The sequence below is a fragment of the Kitasatospora sp. NPDC059648 genome, assembly GCF_042734825.1.
Classification (GTDB): domain Bacteria; phylum Actinomycetota; class Actinomycetes; order Streptomycetales; family Streptomycetaceae; genus Kitasatospora.
Map to the genome: position 1 here is coordinate 173,722 of NZ_JBHWDU010000004.1, position 25,296 is coordinate 199,017.

Consider the following 25,296-nt stretch of genomic DNA (forward strand, 5'->3'; position numbering starts at 1 on the left):
TTCGGGTCGCGCCGATGGACGGGCGGCGGCGGCCGTCATGGCGTCTCCTGGGATGGTGCGGTCTGGGGTGCTGCGGCCACCGGCTCGGCGGCCTGGTCAGGCCCGTCCTCGATGATCTCGCCGGTCGCGGTGTTGACCGCGGGTGCGGCGGGTGTACGGGACGACAACGCTGCCGCAACAGTCTCCGCGGTGCGGCGCCCGATGCCGGGTACCGCGCAGATCTCGTCGACGGTGGCGGCCCGGAGCTTCTTCAGCGAGCCGAAGTGCTTGAGCAGCGCCCGGCGGCGAGTTTCGCCGAGGCCCGGGACGGAGTCCAGCTCCCCGGCGGTGAGTCGCTTGGAACGCTTGTTGCGCTGATAGCTGATCGCGAAGCGGTGGGCCTCGTCGCGCACCCGCTGGAGCAGGTACAGGCCCTCGCTGGAGCGCGGCAGCACGACCGGATCGTCCTCGCCGGGCAGCCAGACCTCCTCCAGGCGCTTGGCCAGGCCGCACAGCGCGACGTCGTCGATGCCCAGTTCCTCCAGGGCTCGCTTGGCGGCGGCGACCTGCGGCTGGCCGCCGTCGACCACCAGCAGCTGCGGCGGGTAGGCGAAGCGCTTGGGGCGGCCGTCCTCGTCCCGCGCGGCGGCTGCGGTGCCGGGTTCGGCGGCGGCCGGCTCGTCCTCCTCCGGGACGGCCCACTCGCCGGTCTGCTCGCGCTCCTGGAGGTAGCGGCGGAAGCGGCGGCTGATCACCTCGTGCATCGAGCGGACGTCGTCCTGGCCCTCGAAGCCCCTGATCTGGAAGCGCCGGTACTCGCTCTTGCGGGCCAGGCCGTCCTCGAAGACGACCATCGAGGCGACCACGTCCTCGCCCTGGAGGTGGGAGATGTCGTAGCACTCGATGCGCAGCGGGACGGAGTCCAGCTCCAGCGCGTCGGCGATCTCCTGGAGGGCGCGGCTGCGGGTGGTGAGGTCGGAGGCGCGCTTGGTCTTGTGCAGGGCGAGCGCCTGTTGGGCGTTGCGCTGCACGGTGGCCATCAGGTCCTTCTTGTCACCGCGCTGCGGGATGCGCAGGTCGACCTGGCTGCCGCGCAGGCCGCTCAGCCACTCCCGGACGGGGGCGAGCGGCTCGGGCAGGGCGGGGACGAGCACCTCGCGCGGGACGGACTCGTTGCGCTCCTCCGCGGCGGCGCCGCCGTAGAGCTGCTGGAGGGCGTGCTCGACCAGACCGGCGGTGTCGACGTCCTCGACCTTGTCGGTGACCCAGCCGCGCTGGCCGCGCACCCGGCCGCCGCGGACGTGGAAGATCTGGACGGCGGCCTCCAACTCGTCCTCGGCGACGGCCAGCAGGTCGGCGTCGGTGGCGTCGGCGAGCACGATGGCGTTCTTCTCCATCGCGCGCTTGAGGGCACCGATGTCGTCCCGCAGCCGGGCCGCCTTCTCGTACTCCATCTCGGCGGCGGCCTCCTGCATCTGGTCTTCCAGCCGGCGCAGGTAGTTGCCGGTGCGCCCGGCCATGAAGTCGCAGAAGTCCTCGGCCAGTTCACGGTGTTCGTCTGCCGAGACCTTGCCGACGCAGGGGGCGGCGCACTTGCCGATGTAGCCCAGCAGGCAGGGGCGGCCGACCTGCCGGGCGCGCTTGAACACGCCGTTGGAGCAGGTGCGGACGGGGAAGACGCGCAGCAGCAGGTCGACCGTCTCGCGGATCGCCCAGGCGTGCCCGTACGGGCCGAAGTAGCGCACGCCCTTCTTGTGCGCCCCGCGCATCACCTGGACCCTCGGGTACTCCTCGTTGAGGGTGACGGCGAGTTCCGGATAGCTCTTGTCGTCGCGGTACTTGACGTTGAACCGCGGATCGAACTCCTTGATCCAGGAGTACTCCAGCTGGAGCGCCTCGACCTCGGTGGCGACCACGGTCCACTCCACCGATGCGGCGGTGGTGACCATGGTCGCGGTGCGCGGGTGCAGCCCGGCCACGTCCTGGAAGTAGGACGACAGGCGCGGGCGCAGGCTCTTGGCCTTGCCGACGTAGATGACCCGGCCGTGGGCGTCACGGAACTTGTAGACGCCCGGGGAGGCCGGAATCGCGCCCGGCGCCGGGCGGTAGGTGCTCGGGTCAGCCATGGCTCCACCGTACCGAGTGCGGTCGGGGCCGCGGGGACGGGATCGAGGGGGATGCGCTCAACTGCTTCAGCTCGGGGTCACCTTGAGGTTCCCGCCCTCGACCGTGACGGCGTAGGCGGGCAGCGGGCTGGGGGCCGGGCCGTCCTGCACCGCGCCGTCGGCGATGCCGAACCGGCTGCCGTGGCAGGGGCACTGGATCTGCTCCTTCTGCACCTGGTCCACGATGCAGCCGGCGTGGGTGCACTTGGCGCTGAAGGCCTTGTACTGACCGGCAGTCGGCTGGGTCACCACGATCTTCTGCTCCCGGAAGACCTTGCCGCCGCCCTCCGGGATCGCCGAGGCCGGGCCGAGGTCCACCGGGCCCTGGGGTGCGCTGCTCTTCTCCGAGGAGCCGGCGGAGGAACTGCAGCCGGTGACCGCGACGGTGCCCCCGGCCGCCAGGACGGCCGCGGCCCCGCAGAGCAGGGTGCGCCGGGAGGTGGCGGGGCTGGTCTCGGGTGCCTCGGACATCGGTGCGCTCCTACGGGTTGCTGCTGCTGCGAGGGACCACGAAAGTCTATGCCGCACGCGCCCCGCCGCTCCCGACCTCTCCGACAGTCGGAGCGGCTCGGGAGCGGCGGGGCGGCTGGGGCGACTACTTCTTCGTGGCGGCGGCCCGCTTTCGCGGGGCCTTCTTGGCCGGTGCCGCGACCGGGGCGTCCGCGAAGTCACCCGGCAGGATGTCCCGCAGGAACTTGCCGGTGTGGCTCTCCGAGACGGCCGCGATCTGCTCCGGGGTGCCCTCGGCGACGACCGTGCCACCGCCCGAGCCACCCTCGGGACCCATGTCGACGACCCAGTCGGCGGTCTTGATCACGTCGAGGTTGTGCTCGATCACGATCACCGTGTTGCCCTTGTCGACCAGCCCGCTGAGCACCTTGATCAGCTTGCTGATGTCCTCGAAGTGCAGACCGGTGGTCGGCTCGTCCAGCACGTAGACCGTCCGCCCGGTGGAGCGCTTCTGCAGCTCGGAGGCCAGCTTGACGCGCTGCGCCTCGCCGCCGGAGAGCGTCGGCGCGGACTGGCCGAGCCGGACGTAGCCGAGGCCGACGTCGTTGAGCGTCCGCAGGTGGCGGGCGATCGCGGGGACGGCCTCGAAGAAGGACAGCGCCTCCTCGATCGGCATGTCCAGCACCTCGGCGATGGACTTGCCCTTGTAGTGCACCTCCAGGGTCTCCCGGTTGTACCGGGCGCCGTGGCAGACCTCGCACGGCACGTAGACGTCCGGCAGGAAGTTCATCTCGATCTTGATGGTGCCGTCACCGGTGCAGTTCTCGCAGCGGCCGCCCTTGACGTTGAAGGAGAACCGGCCCGGGAGGTAACCGCGGACCTTGGCCTCCTGGGTCTCCGCGAAGAGCCGGCGGACGTGGTCGAACACCCCGGTGTAGGTGGCCGGGTTGGACCGCGGGGTGCGGCCGATCGGCGACTGGTCGACGTGCACCACCTTGTCCACCAGGTCGGTGCCGGTGATCCGGGTGTGCCGGCCGGGCACGCTGCGGGCGCCGTTCAGCTCCCGGGCGAGGTGGGTGTAGAGGATGTCGTTGACCAGGGTCGACTTGCCGGAGCCGGAGACGCCGGTGATCGCCGTCAGGGTGCCGAGTGGGAAGCCGACCGTGACGTCCCTGAGGTTGTGCTCGCGGGCGCCGTGCACCGTCAGCTGGCGCTTCTTGTCCCGGTCGCGGCGGGCGGCCGGGATCGGGATGGACCGCTTGCCGGAGAGGTACTGGCCGGTCAGCGACTCCTTGTTGCCGAGCAGCTGCTTCAGCGAGCCGGAGTGCACCACCTTGCCGCCGTGCTCACCGGCGCCCGGGCCGATGTCGACCACCCAGTCCGCGGTCTTGATGGTGTCCTCGTCGTGCTCGACCACGATCAGGGTGTTGCCGATGTCGCGCAGCCGCACCAGCGTCTCGATCAGCCGGTGGTTGTCCCGCTGGTGCAGGCCGATGGACGGCTCGTCCAGCACGTACAGCACGCCGACCAGGCCGGAGCCGATCTGGGTGGCCAGCCGGATGCGCTGGGCCTCGCCGCCGGACAGGGTGCCGGCCGCGCGGTCCAGGGAGAGGTAGTCCAGGCCGACGTCGACCAGGAAGCGCAGCCGCTCGTTGACCTCCTTGAGGACCCGCTCGGCGATCTGCTTGTCCCGGTCGTTGAGCTTCATCGCGCCCAGGAACTCGGCGCAGTCGCTGATCGACATCGAGGAGACGTCGGCGATGGACCTGTCCTCGACGGTGACCGCCAGCACCACCGGCTTGAGCCGGGTGCCCTGGCAGGTCGGGCAGGGCACCTCGCGCATGTAGCCCTCGAAGCGCTCGCGGCTGCTGTCGCTCTCAGCCTCGGTGTGCCGGCGCTGGATGAACGGCACGGCACCCTCGAAGCCGGTGCTGTACGAGCGCTCGCGGCCGAAGCGGTTGCGGTAGCGGACCTGCACCTGGTGCTTGTGCCCGTACATCAGCGCCTTCTTGGCGCGGGCGGGCAGCCCGGCCCAGGGGATGTCGGTGCGGAAGCCGAGCTCCTCGGCGAGCGCGTCGATCAGGCGCTGGAAGTAGTCCTTGGCGTGCCCGGCCGACCACGGGTGGATCGCGCCCTCGTCCAGCGAGCGCTCCGGGTCCGGCACGACCAGCTCCGGGTCGACCTCCATCCGGTTGCCCAGGCCCGAGCAGTCCGGGCAGGCGCCGAACGGCGAGTTGAAGGAGAACGAGCGCGGCTCCAGCTCCTCGAACGACACGTCGTCGTACGGGCAGTAGAGGTGCTCGGAGTACATCCGCTCGCGCTCCGGGTCGTCCTCGGGGAGGTCGACGAAGTCGAGCACGACCATGCCGCCGGACAGCCGCAGGGCCGTCTCCACCGAGTCGGTGAGCCGCCGCTTGGCGCTCTCCTTGACGGTCAGGCGGTCGATGACCACCTCGACGGTGTGCTTCTCCTGCTTCTTCAGCTTCGGCGGCTCGGCGAGCTGGATCGTCTCGCCGTCGACCCGGGCGCGGGAGTAGCCCTTGGACTGGAGGTCGGCGAAGAGGTCGACGAACTCACCCTTGCGCTCGCGCACCACCGGGCTGAGCACCTGGAAACGGGTGCCCTCGGCGAGCTCCAGCACCTTGTCGACGATCGCCTGCGGCGACTGCTTGGCGATCGGACGGCCGCAGTGCGGGCAGTGCGGCTTGCCGATCCGGGCGAACAGCAGGCGCAGGTAGTCGTAGACCTCGGTGATCGTGCCGACGGTCGAACGGGGGTTGCGGTTGGTGGACTTCTGGTCGATCGAGACGGCCGGGGAGAGGCCTTCGATGAAGTCCACGTCGGGCTTGTCCATCTGCCCGAGGAACTGACGGGCGTAGGAGGACAGCGACTCGACGTAGCGGCGTTGGCCCTCGGCGAAGATCGTGTCGAAGGCGAGCGAGGACTTGCCGGAGCCGGAGAGGCCCGTGAAGACGATGAGGGAGTCGCGGGGCAGGTCGAGCGAAACGTTCTTGAGGTTGTGCTCGCGAGCACCACGGACGATGAGGCGGTCGGCCACTGCTTCTGGCGCCTTTCTCCGGGGCGAGAGGGCTTGCGGTGAGTTCGGTTTCTTCTTCCAGGATGCGGCAGCCAGCCTACTAGCTCAGACGTTCGAATATCGACCTTGTCCAGCCAGGACCACCCGAACGAGTGAGGCCGGATCCGGGACCGTCCGTACCCGGACTGAAAAACCCCTGCTCAGGGCCGGGGTTCCGGCGGTAGCGTCGGCTGGTCAACGAGCGACGCCCCGCCCGGGCAACGCGCCCTCCGCACAGAAGGCAGTTTTCGATGACCGACCCGCAGTCCGCAGCCTCCGTCGCCGCCGAGCGGCTGAGCCTGGTCGAGAGCAGCACCCGGCGCTTGCTGGAGACCGTCTCCGAGCTGAAGCCGGACGCCGTCGCCGAGCCCTCCGCGCTGCCCGGCTGGACCCGCGGCCACGTGCTCGCCCACCTCGCCCGCAACGCCGACTCCCTGGTCAACCTGCTGACCGGCGCCCGCACCGGCACCGACATCCCCCAGTACGCCAGCGAGGACGCGCGCGAGCAGGGCATCCGGGACGGCGCCGGCCGCCCGCTGGACACCCAGCTCGCCGATCTGCGCGAGTCGCACGAGCGCTTCCTCGCGGCCGTCGCCCTGATGACCGACGAGGACTGGGCCGCCGACGTGCGCCACCGCTCAGGTGTCGTCTTCCCGGCCTGCGACCTGGTCTGGAAGCGCCTCGGCGAGCTGGAGTACCACCTGGTCGACCTCGACGCCGGGTACGCGCCGGCCCGCTGGCCGGAGCCGTTCGCCGTCACCGAGTTCCACCAGCTCGCGCTGCGGCTGCACGGCACCGACCTGCCCGCCGTCGAACTCGTCGCCGAGGACACCGGGGACCGCGGGCTGATCGGCTCGGGCCCGGTCTCGCTGACCGTCCAGGGCACCGTCCGGGCCCTGCTCGCCTGGCTCAGCGGCCGCTCCGACGGCGCCGACCTGCGCCGCGCCCCCGACACCGCGCTCCCCCAGCTTCCCCCGCTGGGCTGACGGCGCGAGGATGATCCCAGGACCGACACGACGAGGAGCGGACGGATGACGTACCACGGAGCGGTCAAGGTCGGCGGACCGCCGGACGTGCGGGAGCTGGCCCACCTGATCATCACCAAGGTGGCCGTCGGCCCGTACGACAACAACGCCTACCTGCTGCGCTGCCGGGCCACCGACGAGCAGCTGCTGATCGACGCGGCCGCCGACGCCCCGGTGCTGCTGGAGACCGTCGGGGACGACCTCGAAACCGTGGTCACCACCCACCGGCACCACGACCACTGGGGCGCCCTCGCCGAGGTGGTCGCCACCACCGGCGCCCGCACCGCCGCCGGCGAGCACGACGCCGAGGGCATCGACGTCCCCACCGAACTGCTGCTCGCGGACGGCGACAGGCTGCGGGTCGGCGAGGTCGAACTCACCGTCCGGCACCTGGTCGGGCACACCCCGGGCGCGATCGTGCTCATCTACGACGACCCCCAGGGCCATCCCCACGTCTTCACCGGCGACTGCCTCTTCCCCGGCGGCGTCGGCAACACCTGGGGCGACCCGGAGGCCTTCAGAACCCTCTTCCGGGACGTCAACGAGAAGATCTTCGACGCCCTCCCCGACGAGGCCTGGGTCTACCCCGGCCACGGCAACGACACCACCCTCGGCGCCGAGCGCCCGCACCTCGACGAGTGGCGCGAACGCGGCTGGTGACGAATTCCGGGCCGGTTGGCTCTAGTTGGAGCCGACCGGCCCGAATCAGGACTACTCGCCTCCCGAGAGATGCCGAGCACACGCACACCACGGCTCCGTGCAGAGGCACACCAGAGCGACGGCCCTGGGCGTTACGGTGTCAGCCGCAACGCACCCTTCGGAGCGACCCTCTTACTGCACGTCGCGGACGCCTTGCGCGCCCACATCACCTCGCGGCGGCTTCAGCCGGGCGATCGGATGCCGTCCATCAGTGCACTTCAGCGCGAGCACAATGTCTCGACCGGCGTGGTCCAGCGGGCCTACGCCTTGCTGATCGATGAAGGACTGGTGCTGGCACGCCCGGGCGCGGGCTACTACGTCAAGTCCCAGGAGCCGCCGGCCGTCCTGGTGCGACGCCAGCGCGCTGCGCCCGGCGACGGATCGCCGACGGAGGCCACCCTGGCACGGCAAGGCGTGGTCGGCACTTGGCGGCATGAGTCGCAGCCTCGCGCCGCACCGGCGGAAGCCTGATCGTGCTGCCGGAGGCCGGCCCGCACGCCGGTTTCGGCATCGCCGACCGGATGTCCCTCATCGGCATCGAGGTCGGCGCGCCGGTCGAGCGAGTTTCGGCGCGCCAGGCCAACCGCTCCGAGGCCCAGGCCCTCGGCGTCGCGCCCGCCGTGCCCGTGATGGCGATCGAGCGCACCTACTACGACCAGGCCACCGACCGCCCGGTCGAAACCGCCGACATCGTGCTGCTCGGCTCGCGGTGGATCGCCGAGTACGGCCGACGACCGCAGAGACGAGCCCCGCCGCCGGATGGCGCATCCGGCGGCGGGGCTTAAGCCCGTTCGATTTCCGATCAGGCGTCCTGCTTCGCGGGCTCGGGCTGCTTCTCCCGGGCTCCCTGTTTCCTGGAAGCCACCAGGCTGGTCACCGTCGTGACCGCCAGCACCACCACGATGAAGCCCAGCGAGAGCGGGATGCCGATCTCCGGGACGTGCGCCCCGGCCTCGTGGGCGGCGTGCAGGACCAGCTTCACGCCGATGAAGCCGAGGATCACCGACAGGCCGTAGCTGAGGTGGACCAGCTTCTTCAGCAGGCCGCCGATCAGGAAGTACAGCTGGCGCAGGCCCATCAGGGCGAAGGCGTTCGCCGTGAAGACGATGTACGGGTCCTGTGTGAGGCCGAAGATGGCCGGGATCGAGTCCAGGGCGAACAGGACGTCCGTCGTGCCGATCGCCAGCATGACGATCAGCATCGGGGTGATCAGGCGGCGGCCGTTCTCCCGGACGGACAGCCTGGTCCCGCGGTAGTCCTCGGTGGCGGGGAAGCGTCGGGTGATCGACTTGAGCAGGCGGTTCTCCTCGAACTCCTCGTCCTCCTCCCCGGCCCGGGCCTCCTTGATCAGCTTCCAGGCCGTCCAGACCAGGAAGGCGCCGAAGACGAAGAACACCCAGGAGAACTGCGCCACCAGCGCCGCGCCGCCGGCGATGAACGCCGCCCGCAGCACCAGGGCGATGATCACGCCGAACATCAGCACGCGCTGCTGGTAGATCCTGGGCACCGCGAACTTGCCCATGATCAGGATGAAGACGAAGAGGTTGTCGACGCTGAGCGACTTCTCGGTGATGTAGCCGGCGAAGAACTCGCCCGCCGGCTGCCCGCCGGAGTCCCACCAGAGGAAACCGCCGAAGAGCGCCGCCAGCGCGATCCAGACGGCCGTCCAGATCCCGGCCTCCTTGACCGAGACCTCGTGCGGCTTGCGGCCCCCGATGAAGAAGTCCGCCACGATCAGTGCGATCAGCACACCGATCGTGGTGGCCCACATGGTTACGGAAACGTCCATTTACTGCTCCTCCGGCAGCTGGGCGAGAAAGGTCGTCACTGCCGGAGGTCTCTTCCGCCCACGGGCTCGCCCGGGGACCAGCGCCCCGGGGCGCCGCGACGGGCGCCCGTGATGACGGGGTCGACTGTTGGGGAATACTCCCCTCCGCTGCCATCGAGAGTAACAGGGAAGGCAAGGAAAGGTAAAGAAGGTAAAGAGCCGTCAGAGGAACGGCTCGATCGCCGGCAGCAGGTCCTGGAAGGTCCGCCCCTTCGCCGGGGCGCCGATCGCCTGCATCTCCCAGCCGCCGTTGCCGTCCCGGACCACCTTCGCCATGATCTGTCCGGTGTGCGGACCTCCGCCCGCCAGCTCGTACCGCGCCAGCTCCACCCCGGTGGTCTCGTCCAGCAGTCGGCAGTGCGCCTGGCGCACCTCGGCGAAGGTCTGCCCGGTGTACGAGCTGACCGTGAACACCACCTGGGTGATGTGTGCCGGCACGTGCAGCAGGTCGACCAGGATCGCCTCGTCGTCCTCGGCGCCCGAGCCGCCCTCCAGGTTGTCCCCGGTGTGCCGCACCGAGCCGTCGGTGGACTCCAGGTGCTGGAAGAACACCACGTCCGTCGGGGTCTTCTCGGCGTACAGCAGCGCCGAGGCGTCCAGGTCGATCTTCCTGGTCCGGCTGCCGAACAGGCCCCGCTTGGGGGCGGCCTGCCAGCCGAGCCCCATCCGGACCACGGTCAGGGTGCCGCCCGCCCCCTTCTGGAGGCTGACCCGCTGCCCCTTGGCAAGGTTCACCGACACGACGTTGTCCTCTCTGCCGACCGGCGGTCGCTGCCGCACGGCTTCCCGGTGGAACACCCCGTCGCCGTCCCCCGGCTGAGGCCCCCTCTGCTGACGGCCCGCATCCCCGTCCCGAGGGCGCGATGCCGCAGGCCAGCCTAGGGCCTGCGGCACCCGCGACTCCTCCGGGTTACCCGGTTTGTGGCAAGGCTGAGACACCGCGGGGCTTGACCGGTGCCGAACCGGCCGAGCCCGACGCCGCTACGCCACCCCCGCCTCGCGCATCTGCCGCAGCTCCTTCTTCAGTTCCTTCACCTCGTCGCGCAGCCGGGCCGCGACCTCGAACTGGAGGTCGGCGGCCGCCGTGTGCATCCGCTCGGTCATCTCCTGGATCAGCTCCGCCAGCTCTGCGGCCGGCAGCGACTTGGCCGGCTTGCGCTCCGCGGCCAGCAGCGGCACCGGGGCCTTGCCCTTCCCCTGGCCCCGGTAGCCGGTGGAGAGCAGCTCGTCGGTGTCCACGTCCTCGCGGGCGAGGGTGTCCAGGATGTCGCCGATCTTCTTCCGCAGCGGCTGCGGGTCGATCCCGTGCTCCTGGTTGTAGGCCTGCTGCACGGCCCGGCGGCGGTTGGTCTCGTCGATCGCCTTCTCCATCGACGGGGTGATCCGGTCCGCGTACATGTGCACCTGGCCGGAGACGTTGCGGGCGGCGCGGCCGATCGTCTGGATGAGCGAGGTGCCGGAGCGCAGGAAGCCCTCCTTGTCGGCGTCCAGGATCGCCACCAGCGACACCTCGGGCAGGTCCAGGCCCTCGCGCAGCAGGTTGATGCCGACCAGCACGTCGTACTTCCCCGCCCGCAGCTCGCGCAGCAGCTCCACCCGGCGCAGGGTGTCCACGTCGCTGTGCAGGTACCGGACCCGGATGTCCAGGCCGAGCATGTAGTCGGTGAGGTCCTCGGCCATCTTCTTGGTCAGCGTGGTGACCAGGACGCGCTCGTCCCGCTCGACCCGCTTGCGGACCTCGTGCACCAGGTCGTCGATCTGGCCCTCGGTCGGCTTGACGATCACCTCGGGGTCGATCAGACCGGTCGGGCGGATGATCTGCTCGACCTGGCCGTCGCCGCGCGACAGCTCGTACGGGCCCGGCGTCGCCGAGAGGTACACCGTCTGACCGATCCGGCCCAGGAACTCCTCCCACTTCAGCGGGCGGTTGTCCATCGCGGACGGCAGCCGGAAGCCGTGCTCGACCAGGGTGCGCTTGCGCGAGGCGTCGCCCTCGTACATCGCGCCGATCTGCGGGACGGTGACGTGCGACTCGTCGATGACCAGGAGGAAGTCCTCCGGGAAGTAGTCCAGCAGCGTGTTCGGCGGGGAGCCGGGCTCACGGCCGTCGAAGTGCATCGAGTAGTTCTCGACGCCCGAGCAGGTGCCGATCTGGCGCAGCATCTCGATGTCGTAGGTGGTGCGCATGCGCAGCCGCTGGGCCTCCAGCAGCTTGCCCTGCTTCTCCAGCTTTCCGAGCGTCTGCTCCAGCTCCTGCTCGATGCCGGTGATCGCCCGCTCCATGCGCTCGGGGCCGGCCACGTAGTGCGAGGCGGGGAAGACGTAGATCTGCTCGTCCTGGCTGATGATCTCGCCCGTGAGCGGGTGGAGGGTGTAGAGCGACTCGATCTCGTCGCCGAACATCTCGATCCGGACGGCGAGCTCCTCGTAGACCGGGAAGATCTCGATGGTGTCGCCGCGGACCCGGAAGGTGCCGCGGGTGAAGGCCACGTCGTTGCGCGCGTACTGGATGTCGACGAAGCGGCGCAGCAGCACGTCGCGGTCGATCTCCTGGCCGACCTTGAGCGGGACCATCCGGTCCACGTACTCCTGCGGGGTGCCGAGGCCGTAGATGCAGGAGACGGAGGCGACCACGACCACGTCGCGGCGGGTGAGCAGCGAGTTGGTCGCGGAGTGGCGCAGCCGCTCGACCTCCTCGTTGATGGAGGAGTCCTTCTCGATGTAGGTGTCCGTCTGCGGGACGTACGCCTCGGGCTGGTAGTAGTCGTAGTACGAGACGAAGTACTCGACCGCGTTGTTGGGCAGCAGCTCGCGGAACTCGTTCGCCAGCTGCGCGGCCAGCGTCTTGTTCGGCGCCATCACCAGGGTGGGCCGCTGCAGCTTCTCGATCATCCAGGCCGTGGTGGCCGACTTGCCGGTACCGGTGGCACCGAGCAGCACGACGTCCTTCTCCCCTCCCCGGATGCGCCGCTCCAGCTCGGCGATCGCCGCCGGCTGGTCACCGTTCGGCTGGAAGGGACTGACGACCTCGAAGGGCGCCACGGACCGCTCAATACTCGTGATGGGACGCACGCCTCCACCGTACGACCCCCGACTGACAACCGGGGCCGCTCCGGTCAGGCCGCGTGCGCCTCGAACCTCATGGCGGGCTCGCGGCCGGGGTCGATGCGCACGACGGCGTCGAAGGCGGCGGCGAGCCGCTCGATCAACGGCAGGGTCGGATCGACCCCGCTCTCCTCGATGCTCTCCACGGTCTCCTCGTCCAGCCCGGCCTTCTCCGCGAGTTCGGCGAGCGTCCACCCGAGCGCGGAACGGCGGGCGTACACGGCTTCGGCCAGCGACATCCGCCGCCCGGCCGCCCGGTACTCCTCGCTCCCGCGGTGCTCCGGCGGCACGACCCAACGGGTGTGGTAGCCGCTGCTCATCGCTCCTCCTCGTCCCTGTCGTAGACCTAGTGGTCGTCGGCCGGTGTGTGCTCGGCCTCGCACACCTTCTGGGCACGACGGGCGCATCGGCCCGATCCGCAGCTCTCGCACCGGCCCGCCGAGGTGGCTGGACAGCGGGAAGGGCAGCAGCTCGCCGTCTTCGGCGAGACGGTCGGCGGCGCGCTCAGCCGCCCGGTACTCGGCGAGCGAGCAGTCGCGCAGCCAGGCGCGGACCTCGGGCTCGATCTCGATCTCGTACTCTGTCCGGGTACCACCACCGGCCATGCGCCCCCCTTTGCTCCACAAGGAAGCAACGAGTGGCCGGGGCGGAGGTTACCGGCTCAGGACTTGGCGCTGTCGCGGGCGAGGGCGACCAGCCGGGATATCGCGCGCAGGTACTTCTTGCGGTAGCCGCCGCGCAGCATGTCCTCGGGGAAGACCTGGTCGAAGGGCAGGCCGGAGGCGGTGATGGGCAGCTCCCGGTCGTACATCCGGTCGGCGAGGACGACCAGGCGCAGCGCGGTGGACTGGTCGTCGACCTGGCGCACGCCGCGCAGGCAGACGGCGGTGACGTCGTCCAGCAGCGCGCCGTAGCGGCTGGGGTGGACGGCGGAGAGGTGGCCGAGGAGGGCGTCGAAGTCGTCCAGGGAGGCGCCGGGGGTGCGGGCGGCGACGGCCTCGACGGTGTCGTCGGCGTACGGCGGCGGGGCGTCGGGCAGGCCGCGGTGGCGGTAGTCCTGGCCGTCGATCCGCATCGGGCGGAAGTGCGCGGACAGGCCCTGGATCTCGCGCAGGAAGTCGGCGGCGGCGAAGCGGCCCTCGCCGAGCTTCTCCGGCAGGGTGTTCGAGGTCGCGCACAGCTTGACGCCGTTCTCGACCAGCCGGCCGAGCAGGGTGGAGACCAGCACGGTGTCGCCCGGGTCGTCGAGCTCGAACTCGTCGATGCACAGCAGGGTGTGCCCGGAGAGGGTCTGGACGGCCTGCTGGAAGCCGAGCGCGCCGACCAGGTTGGTCAGCTCGACGAAGGTGCCGAAGGCCTTGGGGCCGGGGGCGGCGTGCCAGAGCGAGGCGAGCAGGTGGGTCTTGCCGACGCCGTAGCCGCCGTCGAGGTAGACCCCGGCCGGGCCGGTGGGCACGGGGGCGGAGCGGCGGAACCAGCTGCGCTTGGGCGCGGAACCGTTTCCCCGCCCGAGGGTGCCGGCGAACTGCTCCAGGACCTGGACCGCCTCGTACTGGCTGGGCTGGGTCTGGTCCGGGATGTACGTCCCGAAGCTCACGTCGGCGAACCGGGGCGGCGGGACCATCTCGGCGACCAGCCGCTCGGCGGGCACGACGGGGCGGCGGTCGGTGAGCGCGATCGGGTCGCCGGCCGGGCTCGCGGCGGCTATCGGGTCGGTCGCGGTGGCGGGGCGGGAGGCTGCGGGCACGGTAGTAGAGGGTACGCCTGGTCCCGACCGCCCCCGAAACGCCTCCGGCCCTCCTGCGGGCCGCCTCCGGAGGGCCTCCGGTGGAACACTGAGGACATGCAACAGTTGATCAGCCCGCTGGGCGCTCCGGTCGCCGATCCGTCCGACCTGGAATCGCTCGCCGCCGTCTACGCGTACCCCGACCAGGTGAATCGGGGACGCCCGTGGTTGCGCGCCAACATGGTGTCCGGGCTGGACGGCGGGGCGCGGCTCGACGGCCTGTCGGAAGGCCTGTCCAGTGACGCGGACAAGCGGATCTTCGGCGTGCTGCGCGCTCTGTCGGACGTGGTGCTGGTGGGCGCCGAGACGGTCCGGGCGGAGGGCTACCGGCCGGCCCGGGCCCGTCGGGAGTTCGCGGCCGCGCGGGCGGCGGCGGGGCAGTCCCCGGCCCCGGCGATCGCGGTCGTGAGCCGCTCGCTGGGCTTCGACCTGAGCGCGCCACTGTTCACGGAGCCGCTGGTCAGAACGGTGGTCATCACCGTCGAGGACGCTGCCGAGGAGCGTCGCCGGGAGGTCGCCGAGGTGGCCGACGTGGTGCTCGCCGGGCGCGGCTCGGTGGACCTGTCGGCGGGGGTGGCGGCCCTGGTGGAGCGGGGCTGGACGCGTCTGCTGACCGAGGGCGGACCGCGGCTGCTGGGGCAGCTGGCGGGGGCGGGCCTGCTGGACGAGCTGTGCCTGTCGCTGGCCCCGCTGGTCACGGGAGGCGACGCGCCGCGCATCCTCCACGGCGCGGAAATGCCTGACGTGCAGCGGATGCGGCTGGTCTCATTGATCGAGCAGAAAGGATTCCTCTTCACCCGCTACCTGCGTCACCTGGGTTCGGATGACCCCGTGACCCCCCGATCGTGATCCCGTTATGCGATGCCGGGGCCCGGGGGCCGGCCACTGGAAGGGACTCACGTGTTCAAGACGGTACTGATGATCGAAAAGGCTCTCTCGGACGCGGACGTGGAGCTCGTCACCACGCTCCACAGCGACGAGAAGGTGTCCTTCGTCGTCCTGATGCAGCCGCGCGGCAAGCAGGACGAACTGCTGCGGGCGCTCGACGACGTCGCCCTCGGCCACCTCGACAAGGTGGTGCACGAGCACGACGAGTCCGAGAGCGGCCCGACCGTGGCCAGCGAGTCGCTGGAGCACACCCTGCGCCACCTGCGCGCGGCCGGGGCCGAGGCGATCGGCGAACTGGTCGAGGAGAAGCCGCTGGACCGGCTGCGCGCGGCGGTCGAGGAACACCGCGCCGACGAGGTGGTGGTGCTCACCTCACCGCACTTCGTGGAGGAGTTCTTCCACCGCGACTGGGCCTCCCAGGCCCGCCACAAGGTGGGGGTGCCGGTGCTGAGGCTGTTCGCCAGCGACTCGTAGGGCCCTGCCCCCGCGCGCCCGTGGTGCAGAATCGTCCTTGCGGTCCGCCCGCGAGGACGATTCCCATCATCGCGAGGACCCACCTGTGCCCACCCAGCCCCCGCCCCTACGGAGCCACGCCTTGAACGACGCCGCGCACGACCTGCACGCCCCGCACTTCATCGGCATCGGCGGCGCCGGGATGTCCGGCCTAGCGAAGATCCTCGCAGTGCGCGGTGCCAGCGTCTCCGGCAGCGACTCCAAGGAGTCGGAGACCGTCCTCGCGCTGCGCGCCCTCGGCGCGTCCGTGCACGTCGGCCACGCCGCCGAGCACGTGCCGGACGGTGCCAGCAGCATCGTGGTCTCCAGCGCGATCCGCGCCGACAACCCGGAGCTGGTCACCGCCCGCGAGCGCGGCATCCCGGTGGTGCACCGCTCCGACGCGCTGGCCGCGCTGATGGGCGGCCGCCGGGCGCTGGCGGTGGCCGGCACCCACGGCAAGACCACCACCACCAGCATGCTCGCCGTCGCCCTCGGCGAGCTGGGCCTCGACCCCTCCTACGCGATCGGCGGCGACCTCGACGCCCCCGGCTCCAACGCCCAGCACGGCACCGGCGAGATCTTCGTCGCCGAGGCCGACGAGAGCGACCGCAGCTTCCACAAGTACGCCCCCGAGGTGGCGATCGTGCTCAACGTGGAGCTGGACCACCACGCCAACTACGCCTCGATCGACGAGATCTACGAGTCCTTCGAGACCTTCGTCGGCCGGATCACCCCCGGCGGCACCCTGGTCGTCTCCGCCGACCACGACGGAGCCCGCGAGCTCACCTCCCGGGTGGCCGGCCGCGAGGGCCTCAACGTGGTGACCGTCGGCGCCGCCGAGGATGCCGACCTGCGCGTCCTGTCGGTCGTCGCCCGCGGCATGACCAGCGAGGTCACCGTGCTGCTGGACGGTGCCGAGCTGACCTTCACCGTCTCGGTGCCCGGCCGGCACTACGCCCACAACGCCGTGGCCGCACTGGCCGCCGGCGTCGCGCTGGGCGTCCCGGCCGCCGACCTGGCCAAGGCGCTCGGCGCCTACACCGGGGTCCGCCGCCGCCTGCAGCTCAAGGGCGAGGCGGCCGGTGTCCAGGTGATCGACTCCTACGCCCACCACCCCACCGAGATGACCGCCGACCTGGAGGCCGTCCGCGAGGGCCTGGAGGGTGAGGGCCGTGTCCTGGTGGTGTTCCAGCCGCACCTGTTCAGCCGCACCCAGCAGCTCGCCGAGGAGATGGGCCGGGCGCTGGCGCTGGCCGACGCCTCCGTGGTGCTTGACATCTACCCTGCCCGCGAGGACCCGATCCCGGGCGTGACCAGCGAGCTGATCATCGACGCCGCCCACCGGGCCGGCGCCGACGTCACCGCCGAGCACGACTTCGCCGCCGCCCCCGCCCTCCTGGCCGGCCTGGCCCGCCCGGGCGACCTGCTGCTCACCATGGGCGCGGGCGACGTCACCAACCTCGGCCCCGAAATTCTCAAGCACCTCGCGAACGTTGCCTCCAACGTCTGACGTACGCCGAGCGGGAGTCGTGATGAGCTACGAGATCGAGAAGACCGAGGCCGAGTGGCGCGCCCAGCTCAGCCCCGAGGAGTACCACGTGCTCCGCGAGGCGGGCACCGAGCGCCCCTTCGTCGGCGAGTACACCGACACCAAGACGGTCGGCGTCTACGGCTGCCGCGCCTGCGGGGCTGAGCTGTTCAGCTCCGAGACCAAGTTCGACAGCCACTGCGGCTGGCCGTCCTACTACGCGCCGCTGGCCGAGGACCGTGTCGAGTACATCGAGGACACCTCGCTCGGCATGCGCCGGGTCGAGGTGCGCTGCGCCCGTTGCGGCGGGCACCTGGGGCACGTCTTCGAGGGCGAGGGCTACGGCACCCCGACCGACCAGCGCTACTGCATCAACAGCATCTCGCTGACGCTGAAGCCGGCCGAGTAGCACGACGCCGGAGGGCCCGGGAGACGAGGCGGTTTCCAGCGATCGTCGCCCGGGCCTTCCGGCTATCCGGCCAGCGGCGCGAAGCGGACCGGGAGGTGGACCAGGGCGCGGTGGAACGGGCCCGGACGCCAGAGCAACTCCCCTGCCGGAGTGGCGAGTTCGAGGTCGCTGAGGCGGCTGGTGAGCTGTTCGATGGCGGTGATGGCGATCAGCAGGGCCGGGTCCCGGGCGGGGCAGGCGTGCGGGCCGGCCGCCCAGGCCAGGTGGGCGCTCTCGCCGCTGCGCAGTTCGCCGCCGTCGGTGGGCGGCGCGGCCTGGGAGTTGGCGGCCGCGTACGAGACCAGCACCAGGGAGCCGGCCCTGATCTCGCGGCCGTGGAAGGTGATGTCGTAGCGCGGGTAGTGGGCCGAGAGGTTGGCCATCGGCGGCTCGTGCCACAGCACCTCGTCGATCGCCTGGTGGGCGGTCATCGCGCCGCCGAACAGCGAGCCGGCGTAGCGGGCGTCGGTGAGCAGGCGCAGCAGGGCGTTGCCGATCAGGTTGGTGGTCGGCTCGTGCCCGGCGATCAGGGTCAGGGTGATCTGCCGGATCACCTCGTCGTCGTCCAGCCCGACCGGATGGGTGACGAACCAGGAGGCGAGGTCGTGCCGGGGGCGCTCGCGGCGCTCGGCGACCATCGCGGTGACCACCGCGACGAGCTTGCCGTACGCGGCGCCGGCCCGGGCAGTGGACTCGATCAGTCCGGTGATCGCGGCCACCACGTCGGCGTGCTGCTCCTCGGGCACGCCGAACCAGGTGGTGAGCACGAACGCGGGCAGCTGGCGGGCGTACTCGGCGATCAGGTCGGCGTGGCCGACGGCGGCGAAGCGGTCGATCAGCTGGTGGGCGGCCTCGGCGACCTGGCGCTGCAACCGGTGCGGCTCGAACAGGGCGAGGCCGTCGGTGATCACCGCGCGGTAGCGGGCGTGCGTCGCGCCGTCGCTGAACAGGGCGGTGGGACGGTAGCCGAGCACCGGCAGCAGCGGGGAGTCCGGCGGGACGGTCGCCTGCCAGGCGCGGGAGTCCTTGGAGAAGGTGTCGGTGTCGCGCAGCAGGTCCAGGGCGGCCTGGTAGTCGGTGACCAGCAGGGCCTCGACGCCGGGGGCGATCTCCACCGGGGCCACCGCGCCGTGGCGGCGCAGCCGCTCGTACACCAGTTGCGGGTCCGCGGCGAAGACCGGCCCGTAGATCGGGGTCGGTCGGGTCTCGACGGTCACGGGCGCTCCCGGGGGTCGGTGGAGGCGGCGGGCAGGGTGTCGAGGACGTGCTCGGCCAGGGCGATCAGCGCGTCGAGGCTGCTCCCGCGCTCGCGCGCGTCGCACAGCAGCAGCGGGGTCGCGGCGTGCAGGTCCAGGTGGGCGCGCAGTACCTCGGTCGGGTGTTCCGGGGAGTCCGGGAAGCGGTTGACGGCGACGGCGTACGGCAGTCCCTGCTCCTCGACCATGTCCATGATCTCGAAGGAGTCGGCCAGCCGGCGGGTGTCGGCGAGCACCAGGGCGCCCAGGGCGCCGCGGGCGATGTCCTGCCAGAGCGGGAAGAAGCGGCGCTGGCCGGGGGTGCCGAACATGTAGAGCACCGTGTTGCCGGGCAGGGTGAGCCGGCCGAAGTCCACCGCGACGGTGGTGGTGGACTTCTCGGGCAGTCCGGCCAGGTCGTCCACCGGCCGTCCGGTCTCGGTCATCGCCTCCTCGGTGTGCAGGGTGGCGATTTCGGAGAGGGTGCGGATCAGGGTGGTCTTGCCGACCCCGAACGGGCCGGCGACCAGCAGTTTCATCAGCGTCTGGTCCCGGTCGGGCAGGTAGCCCACCCGGCTGGGCCGGTCATTCGGCCGGTCATCCGGGCTACCGGAGGGCACGGAGTCCAACGAGGAGCCTCTCGACGATGGAGCGGTCGGTCTGCTGGGCGCGCGGGATCGGCGCGCGGGCGTGCAGGCAGCCCGCCTCGACCAGGTCGGCCGCGAGGAAGACGGTGGCGCTGACCGGCAGGCGCAGGTGCGCGGCGGCCTCCACCACGGTCAGTGCGCCGGGGTGCAGCAGTTCCCAGAGCCGACGGTGTTCGGGTTCGAGACCGGTCGGCGGTTCGGCGCGGTCGGCCCGGTCGGCGAACAGGACGGTCAGCCGCTCGAAGCCTTCGGTGCCGGGGCGGCTGCGGCCGCCGGTGGCGAGGTAGGCGGGCACCATCCGCCTGCGGGGGACGGCGGTCATGACCCGGGGGTGGTGCCCGGCGAACCGACACCTGGCGCTCCGGCACCCCGCGTCCCGGCGGCCTGCTGCCGGGAGGGGCTGGCGAGCGCGCGGCCCAGCGCCGCGACCTGGAGCTGCATCTGGTAGGCCACGTTGCCGAGTTGCGCGTCCGGAGTGGTGAACACGGCGAGCGAGGTGTTCTCCCCGGCGGGGACGACGATCGCGTAGCCGAGGTCGGACTCCACCACGGTCTGGGCCAGCCGCGGCCGCTCGGTGTCGGTGAACGCGGTGGTGAAGGCGCGGGCCGCGGCGTGCACGGTGGCCGTCATCGCGGCGACCCGCTCGGCGGAGGCCCGGCCGAGGCCGTCGGAGGCGCCCTCGACGAGGCCGTCACCGGTGGCGACCACCGCGTGCAGCACCCCCGGCAGCTCCAGCAGCGGGTTCAGCACCCAGGAGATCTCGTCGGTGGCGGTCGGGCTGGGCGAGCTGCTCACTGCTCGGCTCCTTCTAAGGTCGGTCCGGTGGTGTGCTCACCGGTTTCGCGGCCGGCGGTGGTGCCGCCGGTGCTGACGCTCTCGCCGGTGCCGGTGGACCGGTCGGCTTCGCCCGGTGCACGGGTCCCACTGGTCGTACGGCCGTCACCGGTCGTACGGGGCATATCGGTGGTGCGGTTCCCTGCGCTCCCGCCGGCGGCCTGCACGTCGGCGGCCTGCACGTCGGCGGCCTGCGCTGCGGCGGCCCGGCCGGAGCCGGTGCCCCGTTGCAGCGCCTGCCAGTGGGCGGCGGCCTGCTCGGGGCTGCGGACGTAGGGCGCGGGCCGGCCCGGGGACACCGCGCCCGGGCCCGCGCCCGGGCCGGCCCCCGGCTCCTCGGCCGTGAGCGGACGGCGGCGCCGCCGGCTGGGCAGCCCGCTGCCGTCCCCGCCCTGGACCGCGCCCGCGCCCGGGTCGGGCACCACGTGGATGGTCGGCGCCGGGTTCGGGCCGGGCTGGTGGTGGCGGTCGGCGAGCAGCGGCCCGTCCTGCTCGTCGGCGTCGCGCATCGGCGGGACGGCCGCGACGGCGGGCGCGTGCGCCGGACCGCTGCCGGCCCGCAGCGGCAGCGGGGTGAGCACCGACAGCTGCTGCTCGTCGTCCACCACCGTCACCAGCGCGGCCGGGATGCGCAGGATGGTCCGCATGCCGCCGTACGGCGAGGGCTCGATGTGGCAGGCGAAGCCGTACTGGCGGGCCAGCTTGCCGACCACCGCGAACCCGGTCTTGGGCGGGTTGCCGAGCTCGGTGAGCAGCACGTCCGGCGGGCCGGCCAGCAGTCGGCGGGCCCGTCGCAGCTGGTCCTCGTCCATGCCGATGCCGCTGTCGTCGATGATCACCAACGCGCCGCGGCCGCCCTGCTGGACGGTGACCGGGACGTCCGTCTCGGGGTGGGAGTACGAGGTGGCGTTGGCGAGCAGTTCGGCGATGGCGATGGCGATCGGCTCGGCGGCCCGGGCGACCACGGCCAGCCGCTGCTCGCGCAGGTGGTTGGCGACCTTGATCCGGGCGTAGCCGGGCACCCGGGAGAGCGCACCGACGACCACCTCGGCGAGCGGGGAGTCGGTCCGGGCCAGGCCCGGCCAGGCCTCGCAGAGCACGGCGACGGTCTGGATCCGGCGCAGCGCGACCTCGTTGCGGAAGTCGACCTCCAGCAGCCGGGGGTCGTCGTTGTCGTGCTGGAGCTGCTGGACCAGGCTCTGGATCTGGTACAGCAGGGTCTGGATCCGGGAGGTGGCACCGCGCATGGCGGCCCGGGCGGCGGCGTCGACCCGCTCGCGCTCGTCGGCGAGGGCCGCGGTGACGGCGTCCAGGACGGACTGCAGCGCCCGGACGCCCTCGGGGCCGACGGCCTGCGCGTCCAGCGGGCCGACCAGCGGGGCGTTGGCGTGGGTCAGCCGCACGGCGGTGGCGGCGACCCGCTCCTGGGCGAGGTGGCCGATCTCGGCGAGCAGCGCGGTGGAGTTCCGCTCGGCGGCGGCGAGCCGGGCTTCGGCCTCCTCGGCCCGGGCGGTCGCCTCCGCGGCCAGGGCGCGCGCGGCCTCGCCCTGCTGTTCGGCGTCGCCCACGGCCCGGCGGGCCTCCCGGGTGCGCTCCTCGGCCCGTCGGGCCTGCTCCACGGACTGCCGGGCGGCCTCCCGGGCCTCGGTCAACTCCCCTTCCGCCAGGGCGAGTCTGTCCTCCACGGTGCGGGTCCGCTGCTCGCCGTGGCCGAGGGCGGCCTCGGCGGCCGCCGCCCGGTTGACGGCCCTGGCCCGGCCGCGGGCGAGCACGACCGTGGCCGCGGCGGCGACCAGCGCCAGGGCGATCAGCGCGATCTGCGTCATCGGTGTCCTCGGGTGTCCTCGCTGGTTGGCCCGGGCCGTCGCCCGGTGTTCGGTTCCTGTCGGTGGTCCGGGCGGGGCACCGGGGTCGGTTGCCGCCGCGGTGCCGGCCGCTGCCCGGTGTCAGCTCCGGCCGGGGCGCGGGTGCGGGACGCGGTCGGCGTCCTCGGCCAGTTCTCGGGCCACCATGGCGACCTGGCCCATGGCGTCCAGGATGCCGGGCAGCTCGGAGCCGTCAAGGTGCCGGTACTCGGCCGCGACGGTGAGCACCAGCCGCTCGGGCAGGCCGAGTTCGGGGTGGCGCTGCTCGGCGATCACCCGCCGGGCGGCGTCCAGCGCGGGTATCCCGGCGGCGTGCAGGGCGTGGGCGCGCTCGCGGACGTACTCCAGGTAGCCGATGTGCTCCCGGACGCCGTCGCGGTCCAGCACCGGGCCGTGGCCGGGGACGAAGATCTCCGCGCCGGTGGCCAGGGCCTGCTCGCAGGCGCCGATGACGTTCTCCAGCGGGCCGGCCCAGTGCGAGGGGTGGTCGCCGGGCTGCTCGGGGGTGGAGGAGAAGATCACGTCGCCGGTGAACACCGCGCGCTGGTGCGGGAGGTGGACCATGAGGTCCCCGCCCGTGTGGGCGGCGGGCAGGCTGGTGATCCGCACCGGGTAGCGGCCGACCTTCAGCTCCAGCTCTCCGGTGAAGACGGTGTCGGGGTGCACCGGTTCGGTGCTGGACCAGTCGAACCGGCCGAAGTGCTCGCGAAGGTAGCCGCCGAGCGGGGAGTCCGGGTCGCTGTTGGTGAGCAGCGCGTGCTGCTGCTGCGGGGTGGGCTCCCAGTGGATGTGCTCCAGCGCCTCACGGGTGGCGATCACTTCGGCGTCGGGAAGCACCCCGGCGCCCCACAGGTGGTCGCCGTTGGCGTGGGTGACGACCACCCGGTCGATGTTCACCCCGGTGGGCAGCAGGCGCCTGCTGGCGGCCAGGAACTCCCCGGCCAGCGAGGGGTCGTACGGGGTGTCGATCCAGAGCGCGGTGGTCTCGGAGGCCAGCAGGCCGCAGTTGGCCAGGCCCCAGCCCCGTTTCGGGGGGAGCCACACGTACAGGTCCTCGGCAATCGCGCTCACGTTCGCACGGTTGATCGTCATGCGCGCGATTATGCCCATGTTGTGTCAGGGATGGGGCAAAACCGCTACGGACAGCCGGAGTTAGTGCCCCGGTCTCTCCCGCCCTGTCCTGATTCGTACTGCGCGGTCGAGTCCAGTCGTCTCACACCTCGGGACGACTGGTGGACACTTCACCCCTGAACCCGGACGGGACGTCGGACCGCGGCGCGGGCAGGACCCGGCAGACCTCGACCGTGACGTCCACGGTGTCCAGTCCGATCACCCGACCCTCCACCGCGACGAACCCCTTCTCCCCCGAGCGGAACAGCGCCGCCAGCGAAGAGCTCCGGCTCGCCGAGGTCAGCGCCTCCACCGCCATCGCGGAACCGAAGGCGAACACCCCGCAGAGCACCACGCAGGGCGCGCGCCGGGGCGTGTGGGTGACGAAGATGAACCCGTGGTCGCGGATCAGCTCCCCCGCCGGGCCGTACAGCGACTCGAAGGTCATCCCGCCCCAGCGGGCGCGGGCCTCGTCCGGGTACTCGATGGTGAAGTCCGGGAACACCGCCTCCAGCACCCCGCCGGAGTACGAGTTGACGCTCGGCCCGCCGATCGAGAAGGTCGGCATCCGCGGATCCTGCGCCCCCGCCACCACCAGCTCGATCGTCGCCTTCCGGTTGACCTTCCGCAGCAGGTCGGTCAGTTCCGCTATCGCCCTGGCCTCGGCCATCGGCACGAACAGCACGTTCTTCGGCCCACGGCTGGTCAGCTGGCAGCCGTCCGCGGTGAAGGCGAACTCCGCCACCTCCAGGCTCGGAATGACGATCTGGACCCGGCCGTACGGCGCCAGCAGCGCCCGCAGGAAGCCGTAGCGCAGGAGGAGTCTGGTACGGGCGAGGGAACGGGCCGCGAGAAAACCCATCACGGCCGGAACGGATGCGATCAGCACCTGGAGCAGGATCTCCATATGATCCCCCCGGGGGAAGACTCGACCACGAACTGTGCGCCCTGGTTAAGTCCCCGCCCGTGGCCGAAAATACCCCCGTCCGGCGATTCGGAGCGTAGCGGTCTTCGCACCGAACGTCACACCAGGCGCTTGATCCCCTTGCGCTCCCCCGCGCAGCGCTCGTACCCGAGCCAGGAGTTGACCGCCAGCATCGGCGCGTTGGTGGTGTCGTTGCTGGTGTACGCCCGCCGGTAGCCGGCCGCCGCGGCGAGCCGCAGCGACTCCAGCTTGGCCAGCCGCGCCAGGCCGCGGCCGCGGAAGTCCCGGCGGCAGGCGGTGAACGCGGACCAGTAGCGGTCCTCCCCGTCGGTCTGCGCCCTGGTGAAGGCGGCCGGCTCGCCGTCCACCACGGCCACTACCGTCAGCCCCAGGTCCAGGTCCGGCCGGGCCCAGTCGGCCTTCAGCCACTCCTCGTACTCCAGGGCGTCCATCTCGACCTCGCCGGGTTCGTCCCGGATCGCGTCCGCCTCCACCACGAACAGCGGGCGCGGATCGTCCGCCCAGTCGGTGGCCGGGCGCAGCTCGACGCCGGCCGGCCGTACGGGCGCCTGCGGCAGCGGCAGCGTGAGGTCCCGGCCGCCGAACTGGGCGCTGCGCCCGATCTCGTAGCCCCGGGCGGCGCCGAAGGCCAGGGAGGCGGGCTCGTCGTCCAGCCAGGTGTGCATTTCCGTCACCCCGTGGCCGGACAGGTGCCGTTCGGCCGCGGCCAGCAGGGCGGTGGCCGCGCCGCGCCGCCGGAACTCGGGCAGCACGCTGCCGTTGGCGTAGCCGATGCCGGTGGTCGACGTCCCGAGCGCCACCGCGCAGCGCACCCCGCCGACCACCCGGCCGCCCGACTCGGCGACGAAGGTGCGGAAGTGCTGTCCGGAGTCCTGCAGGGCGTTCAGCCAGAGCAGGGCCTCGGCGGTCATCACCAGGTGTTCGCGCCCGGCCCGGTGGGCGGCCGCCACCGCCTCGGCGTCCTCGGGGCGGAAGTCACGGATCGTCAGTGCAGTCGTCGTCATGAATTCCCACGCTATCCGCTGCCGTCGGCCGACCGCCTCCGGTTTTCCGCCCCCACCCGGCACCCCGCCCGCGGAGATCGTCCCGGTCGGAGGCCGGAGCCCCCGACCACCAGGACGGCAAGCTCAAATAATGCTCTGAGAAGACCGGCTGAGGCTTGGCAGCCACCCCGCCCGGGGACATCC

Annotated in this window: 24 protein-coding genes; 8 read left to right on the forward strand and 16 right to left on the reverse strand. The window is 71.9% G+C overall.

What is annotated here, in order from left to right; translation table 11 throughout:
* Positions 1-35 precede the first annotated feature (35 nt).
* The 3 genes from uvrC to uvrA all read right to left on the reverse strand — a co-directional run bounded on the left by uvrC (position 36) and on the right by uvrA (position 5,652).
* Positions 36-2,105, reverse strand: a complete 2,070-nt coding sequence (gene uvrC / locus ACFV1W_RS04745) for an excinuclease ABC subunit UvrC (RefSeq protein ID WP_380413098.1) — start codon at positions 2,103-2,105, stop codon at positions 36-38.
* Between the two features lie 66 nt (positions 2,106-2,171).
* Positions 2,172-2,615, reverse strand: coding sequence for a Rieske (2Fe-2S) protein (locus ACFV1W_RS04750; RefSeq protein WP_380413100.1), 444 nt, complete (start codon positions 2,613-2,615; stop codon positions 2,172-2,174).
* A 124-nt stretch (positions 2,616-2,739) separates the two neighbouring features.
* The gene (gene uvrA, locus ACFV1W_RS04755; RefSeq protein ID WP_380413102.1) at positions 2,740-5,652 is read right to left on the reverse strand and encodes an excinuclease ABC subunit UvrA; all 2,913 of its coding nucleotides are present in this window, start codon (positions 5,650-5,652) and stop codon (positions 2,740-2,742) included.
* 269 nt (positions 5,653-5,921) lie between these two features.
* On the opposite strand from uvrA, the gene ACFV1W_RS04760 reads away from it, so the two are divergent.
* From ACFV1W_RS04760 to ACFV1W_RS04775, 4 genes are all read left to right on the forward strand, one after another.
* Complete coding sequence (locus ACFV1W_RS04760) at positions 5,922-6,656, forward strand: maleylpyruvate isomerase family mycothiol-dependent enzyme (RefSeq protein WP_380413104.1); 735 nt, start codon at positions 5,922-5,924, stop codon at positions 6,654-6,656.
* Positions 6,657-6,701: 45 nt separating this feature from the next.
* Entirely contained in the window at positions 6,702-7,355 is a 654-nt protein-coding gene (locus ACFV1W_RS04765; RefSeq protein WP_380413105.1) for an MBL fold metallo-hydrolase, read from the forward strand.
* 192 nt (positions 7,356-7,547) lie between these two features.
* Positions 7,548-7,865, forward strand: coding sequence for a GntR family transcriptional regulator (locus tag ACFV1W_RS04770; protein WP_380413107.1), 318 nt, complete (start codon positions 7,548-7,550; stop codon positions 7,863-7,865).
* Between the two features lie 2 nt (positions 7,866-7,867).
* Complete coding sequence (locus tag ACFV1W_RS04775; RefSeq protein WP_380413108.1) at positions 7,868-8,179, forward strand: UTRA domain-containing protein; 312 nt, start codon at positions 7,868-7,870, stop codon at positions 8,177-8,179.
* A gap of 17 nt (positions 8,180-8,196) precedes the next feature.
* Here the strand turns inward: ACFV1W_RS04775 and ACFV1W_RS04780 are convergent, their stop codons facing one another.
* The 5 genes from ACFV1W_RS04780 to zapE all read right to left on the reverse strand — a co-directional run bounded on the left by ACFV1W_RS04780 (position 8,197) and on the right by zapE (position 14,074).
* The gene (locus ACFV1W_RS04780) at positions 8,197-9,183 is read right to left on the reverse strand and encodes a TerC family protein (RefSeq protein WP_380413110.1); all 987 of its coding nucleotides are present in this window, start codon (positions 9,181-9,183) and stop codon (positions 8,197-8,199) included.
* Positions 9,184-9,384: 201 nt separating this feature from the next.
* Positions 9,385-9,963 (reverse strand): TerD family protein, encoded by a 579-nt coding sequence (locus ACFV1W_RS04785; protein ID WP_380413112.1) that lies wholly within the window; start codon positions 9,961-9,963, stop codon positions 9,385-9,387.
* Positions 9,964-10,203: 240 nt separating this feature from the next.
* On the reverse strand, positions 10,204-12,294 hold the full coding sequence (gene uvrB, locus ACFV1W_RS04790; protein ID WP_380413114.1) for an excinuclease ABC subunit UvrB: 2,091 nt from the start codon (positions 12,292-12,294) through the stop codon (positions 10,204-10,206).
* 44 nt (positions 12,295-12,338) lie between these two features.
* A complete protein-coding gene (locus ACFV1W_RS04795; RefSeq protein WP_380413116.1) occupies positions 12,339-12,932 on the reverse strand; it encodes a helix-turn-helix domain-containing protein in 594 nt (197 codons plus the stop codon).
* Positions 12,933-12,988: 56 nt separating this feature from the next.
* The gene (gene zapE, locus ACFV1W_RS04800) at positions 12,989-14,074 is read right to left on the reverse strand and encodes a cell division protein ZapE (RefSeq protein ID WP_380413118.1); all 1,086 of its coding nucleotides are present in this window, start codon (positions 14,072-14,074) and stop codon (positions 12,989-12,991) included.
* Positions 14,075-14,170: 96 nt separating this feature from the next.
* Here zapE and ACFV1W_RS04805 point away from each other — a divergent pair, with 96 nt between their 5' ends.
* The 4 genes from ACFV1W_RS04805 to msrB all read left to right on the forward strand — a co-directional run bounded on the left by ACFV1W_RS04805 (position 14,171) and on the right by msrB (position 17,433).
* Positions 14,171-14,962: a pyrimidine reductase family protein gene (locus ACFV1W_RS04805; RefSeq protein ID WP_380413120.1), complete on the forward strand. Its 792-nt coding sequence runs from the start codon at positions 14,171-14,173 to the stop codon at positions 14,960-14,962.
* 51 nt (positions 14,963-15,013) lie between these two features.
* Positions 15,014-15,475: an indole-3-glycerol phosphate synthase gene (locus ACFV1W_RS04810; protein WP_380413122.1), complete on the forward strand. Its 462-nt coding sequence runs from the start codon at positions 15,014-15,016 to the stop codon at positions 15,473-15,475.
* Between the two features lie 121 nt (positions 15,476-15,596).
* Positions 15,597-17,006 carry a UDP-N-acetylmuramate--L-alanine ligase gene (murC, locus tag ACFV1W_RS04815; protein ID WP_380413123.1) on the forward strand — a complete coding sequence of 470 codons (1,410 nt, stop codon included), beginning with the start codon at positions 15,597-15,599 and terminating at the stop codon, positions 17,004-17,006.
* A gap of 22 nt (positions 17,007-17,028) precedes the next feature.
* Entirely contained in the window at positions 17,029-17,433 is a 405-nt protein-coding gene (gene msrB / locus ACFV1W_RS04820) for a peptide-methionine (R)-S-oxide reductase MsrB (RefSeq protein WP_380413125.1), read from the forward strand.
* Between the two features lie 62 nt (positions 17,434-17,495).
* Here msrB and ACFV1W_RS04825 read toward each other — a convergent pair whose 3' ends face one another.
* The 8 genes from ACFV1W_RS04825 to ACFV1W_RS04860 form a co-directional block, all read right to left on the reverse strand.
* Positions 17,496-18,689, reverse strand: coding sequence for a cytochrome P450 (locus ACFV1W_RS04825; RefSeq protein WP_380413126.1), 1,194 nt, complete (start codon positions 18,687-18,689; stop codon positions 17,496-17,498).
* Positions 18,686-19,246, reverse strand: coding sequence for an ATP/GTP-binding protein (locus ACFV1W_RS04830; protein WP_380413175.1), 561 nt, complete (start codon positions 19,244-19,246; stop codon positions 18,686-18,688). The genes ACFV1W_RS04825 and ACFV1W_RS04830 overlap by 4 nt, the downstream gene beginning before the upstream one ends.
* Before the next feature lie 67 nt (positions 19,247-19,313).
* Positions 19,314-19,676, reverse strand: coding sequence for a DUF742 domain-containing protein (locus ACFV1W_RS04835; RefSeq protein ID WP_380413127.1), 363 nt, complete (start codon positions 19,674-19,676; stop codon positions 19,314-19,316).
* A complete protein-coding gene (locus tag ACFV1W_RS04840) occupies positions 19,673-20,149 on the reverse strand; it encodes a roadblock/LC7 domain-containing protein (RefSeq protein WP_380413129.1) in 477 nt (158 codons plus the stop codon). Before ACFV1W_RS04840 ends, ACFV1W_RS04835 begins: the two co-directional genes overlap by 4 nt.
* Positions 20,146-22,014: an ATP-binding protein gene (locus ACFV1W_RS04845; protein ID WP_380413131.1), complete on the reverse strand. Its 1,869-nt coding sequence runs from the start codon at positions 22,012-22,014 to the stop codon at positions 20,146-20,148. The genes ACFV1W_RS04840 and ACFV1W_RS04845 overlap by 4 nt, the downstream gene beginning before the upstream one ends.
* 120 nt (positions 22,015-22,134) lie before the next feature.
* Positions 22,135-23,145, reverse strand: coding sequence for an MBL fold metallo-hydrolase (locus tag ACFV1W_RS04850; RefSeq protein ID WP_380413133.1), 1,011 nt, complete (start codon positions 23,143-23,145; stop codon positions 22,135-22,137).
* A 121-nt stretch (positions 23,146-23,266) separates the two neighbouring features.
* On the reverse strand, positions 23,267-24,070 hold the full coding sequence (locus ACFV1W_RS04855) for a hypothetical protein (RefSeq protein WP_380413134.1): 804 nt from the start codon (positions 24,068-24,070) through the stop codon (positions 23,267-23,269).
* A 116-nt stretch (positions 24,071-24,186) separates the two neighbouring features.
* The gene (locus ACFV1W_RS04860) at positions 24,187-25,113 is read right to left on the reverse strand and encodes a GNAT family N-acetyltransferase (protein ID WP_380413136.1); all 927 of its coding nucleotides are present in this window, start codon (positions 25,111-25,113) and stop codon (positions 24,187-24,189) included.
* Positions 25,114-25,296 lie beyond the last annotated feature (183 nt).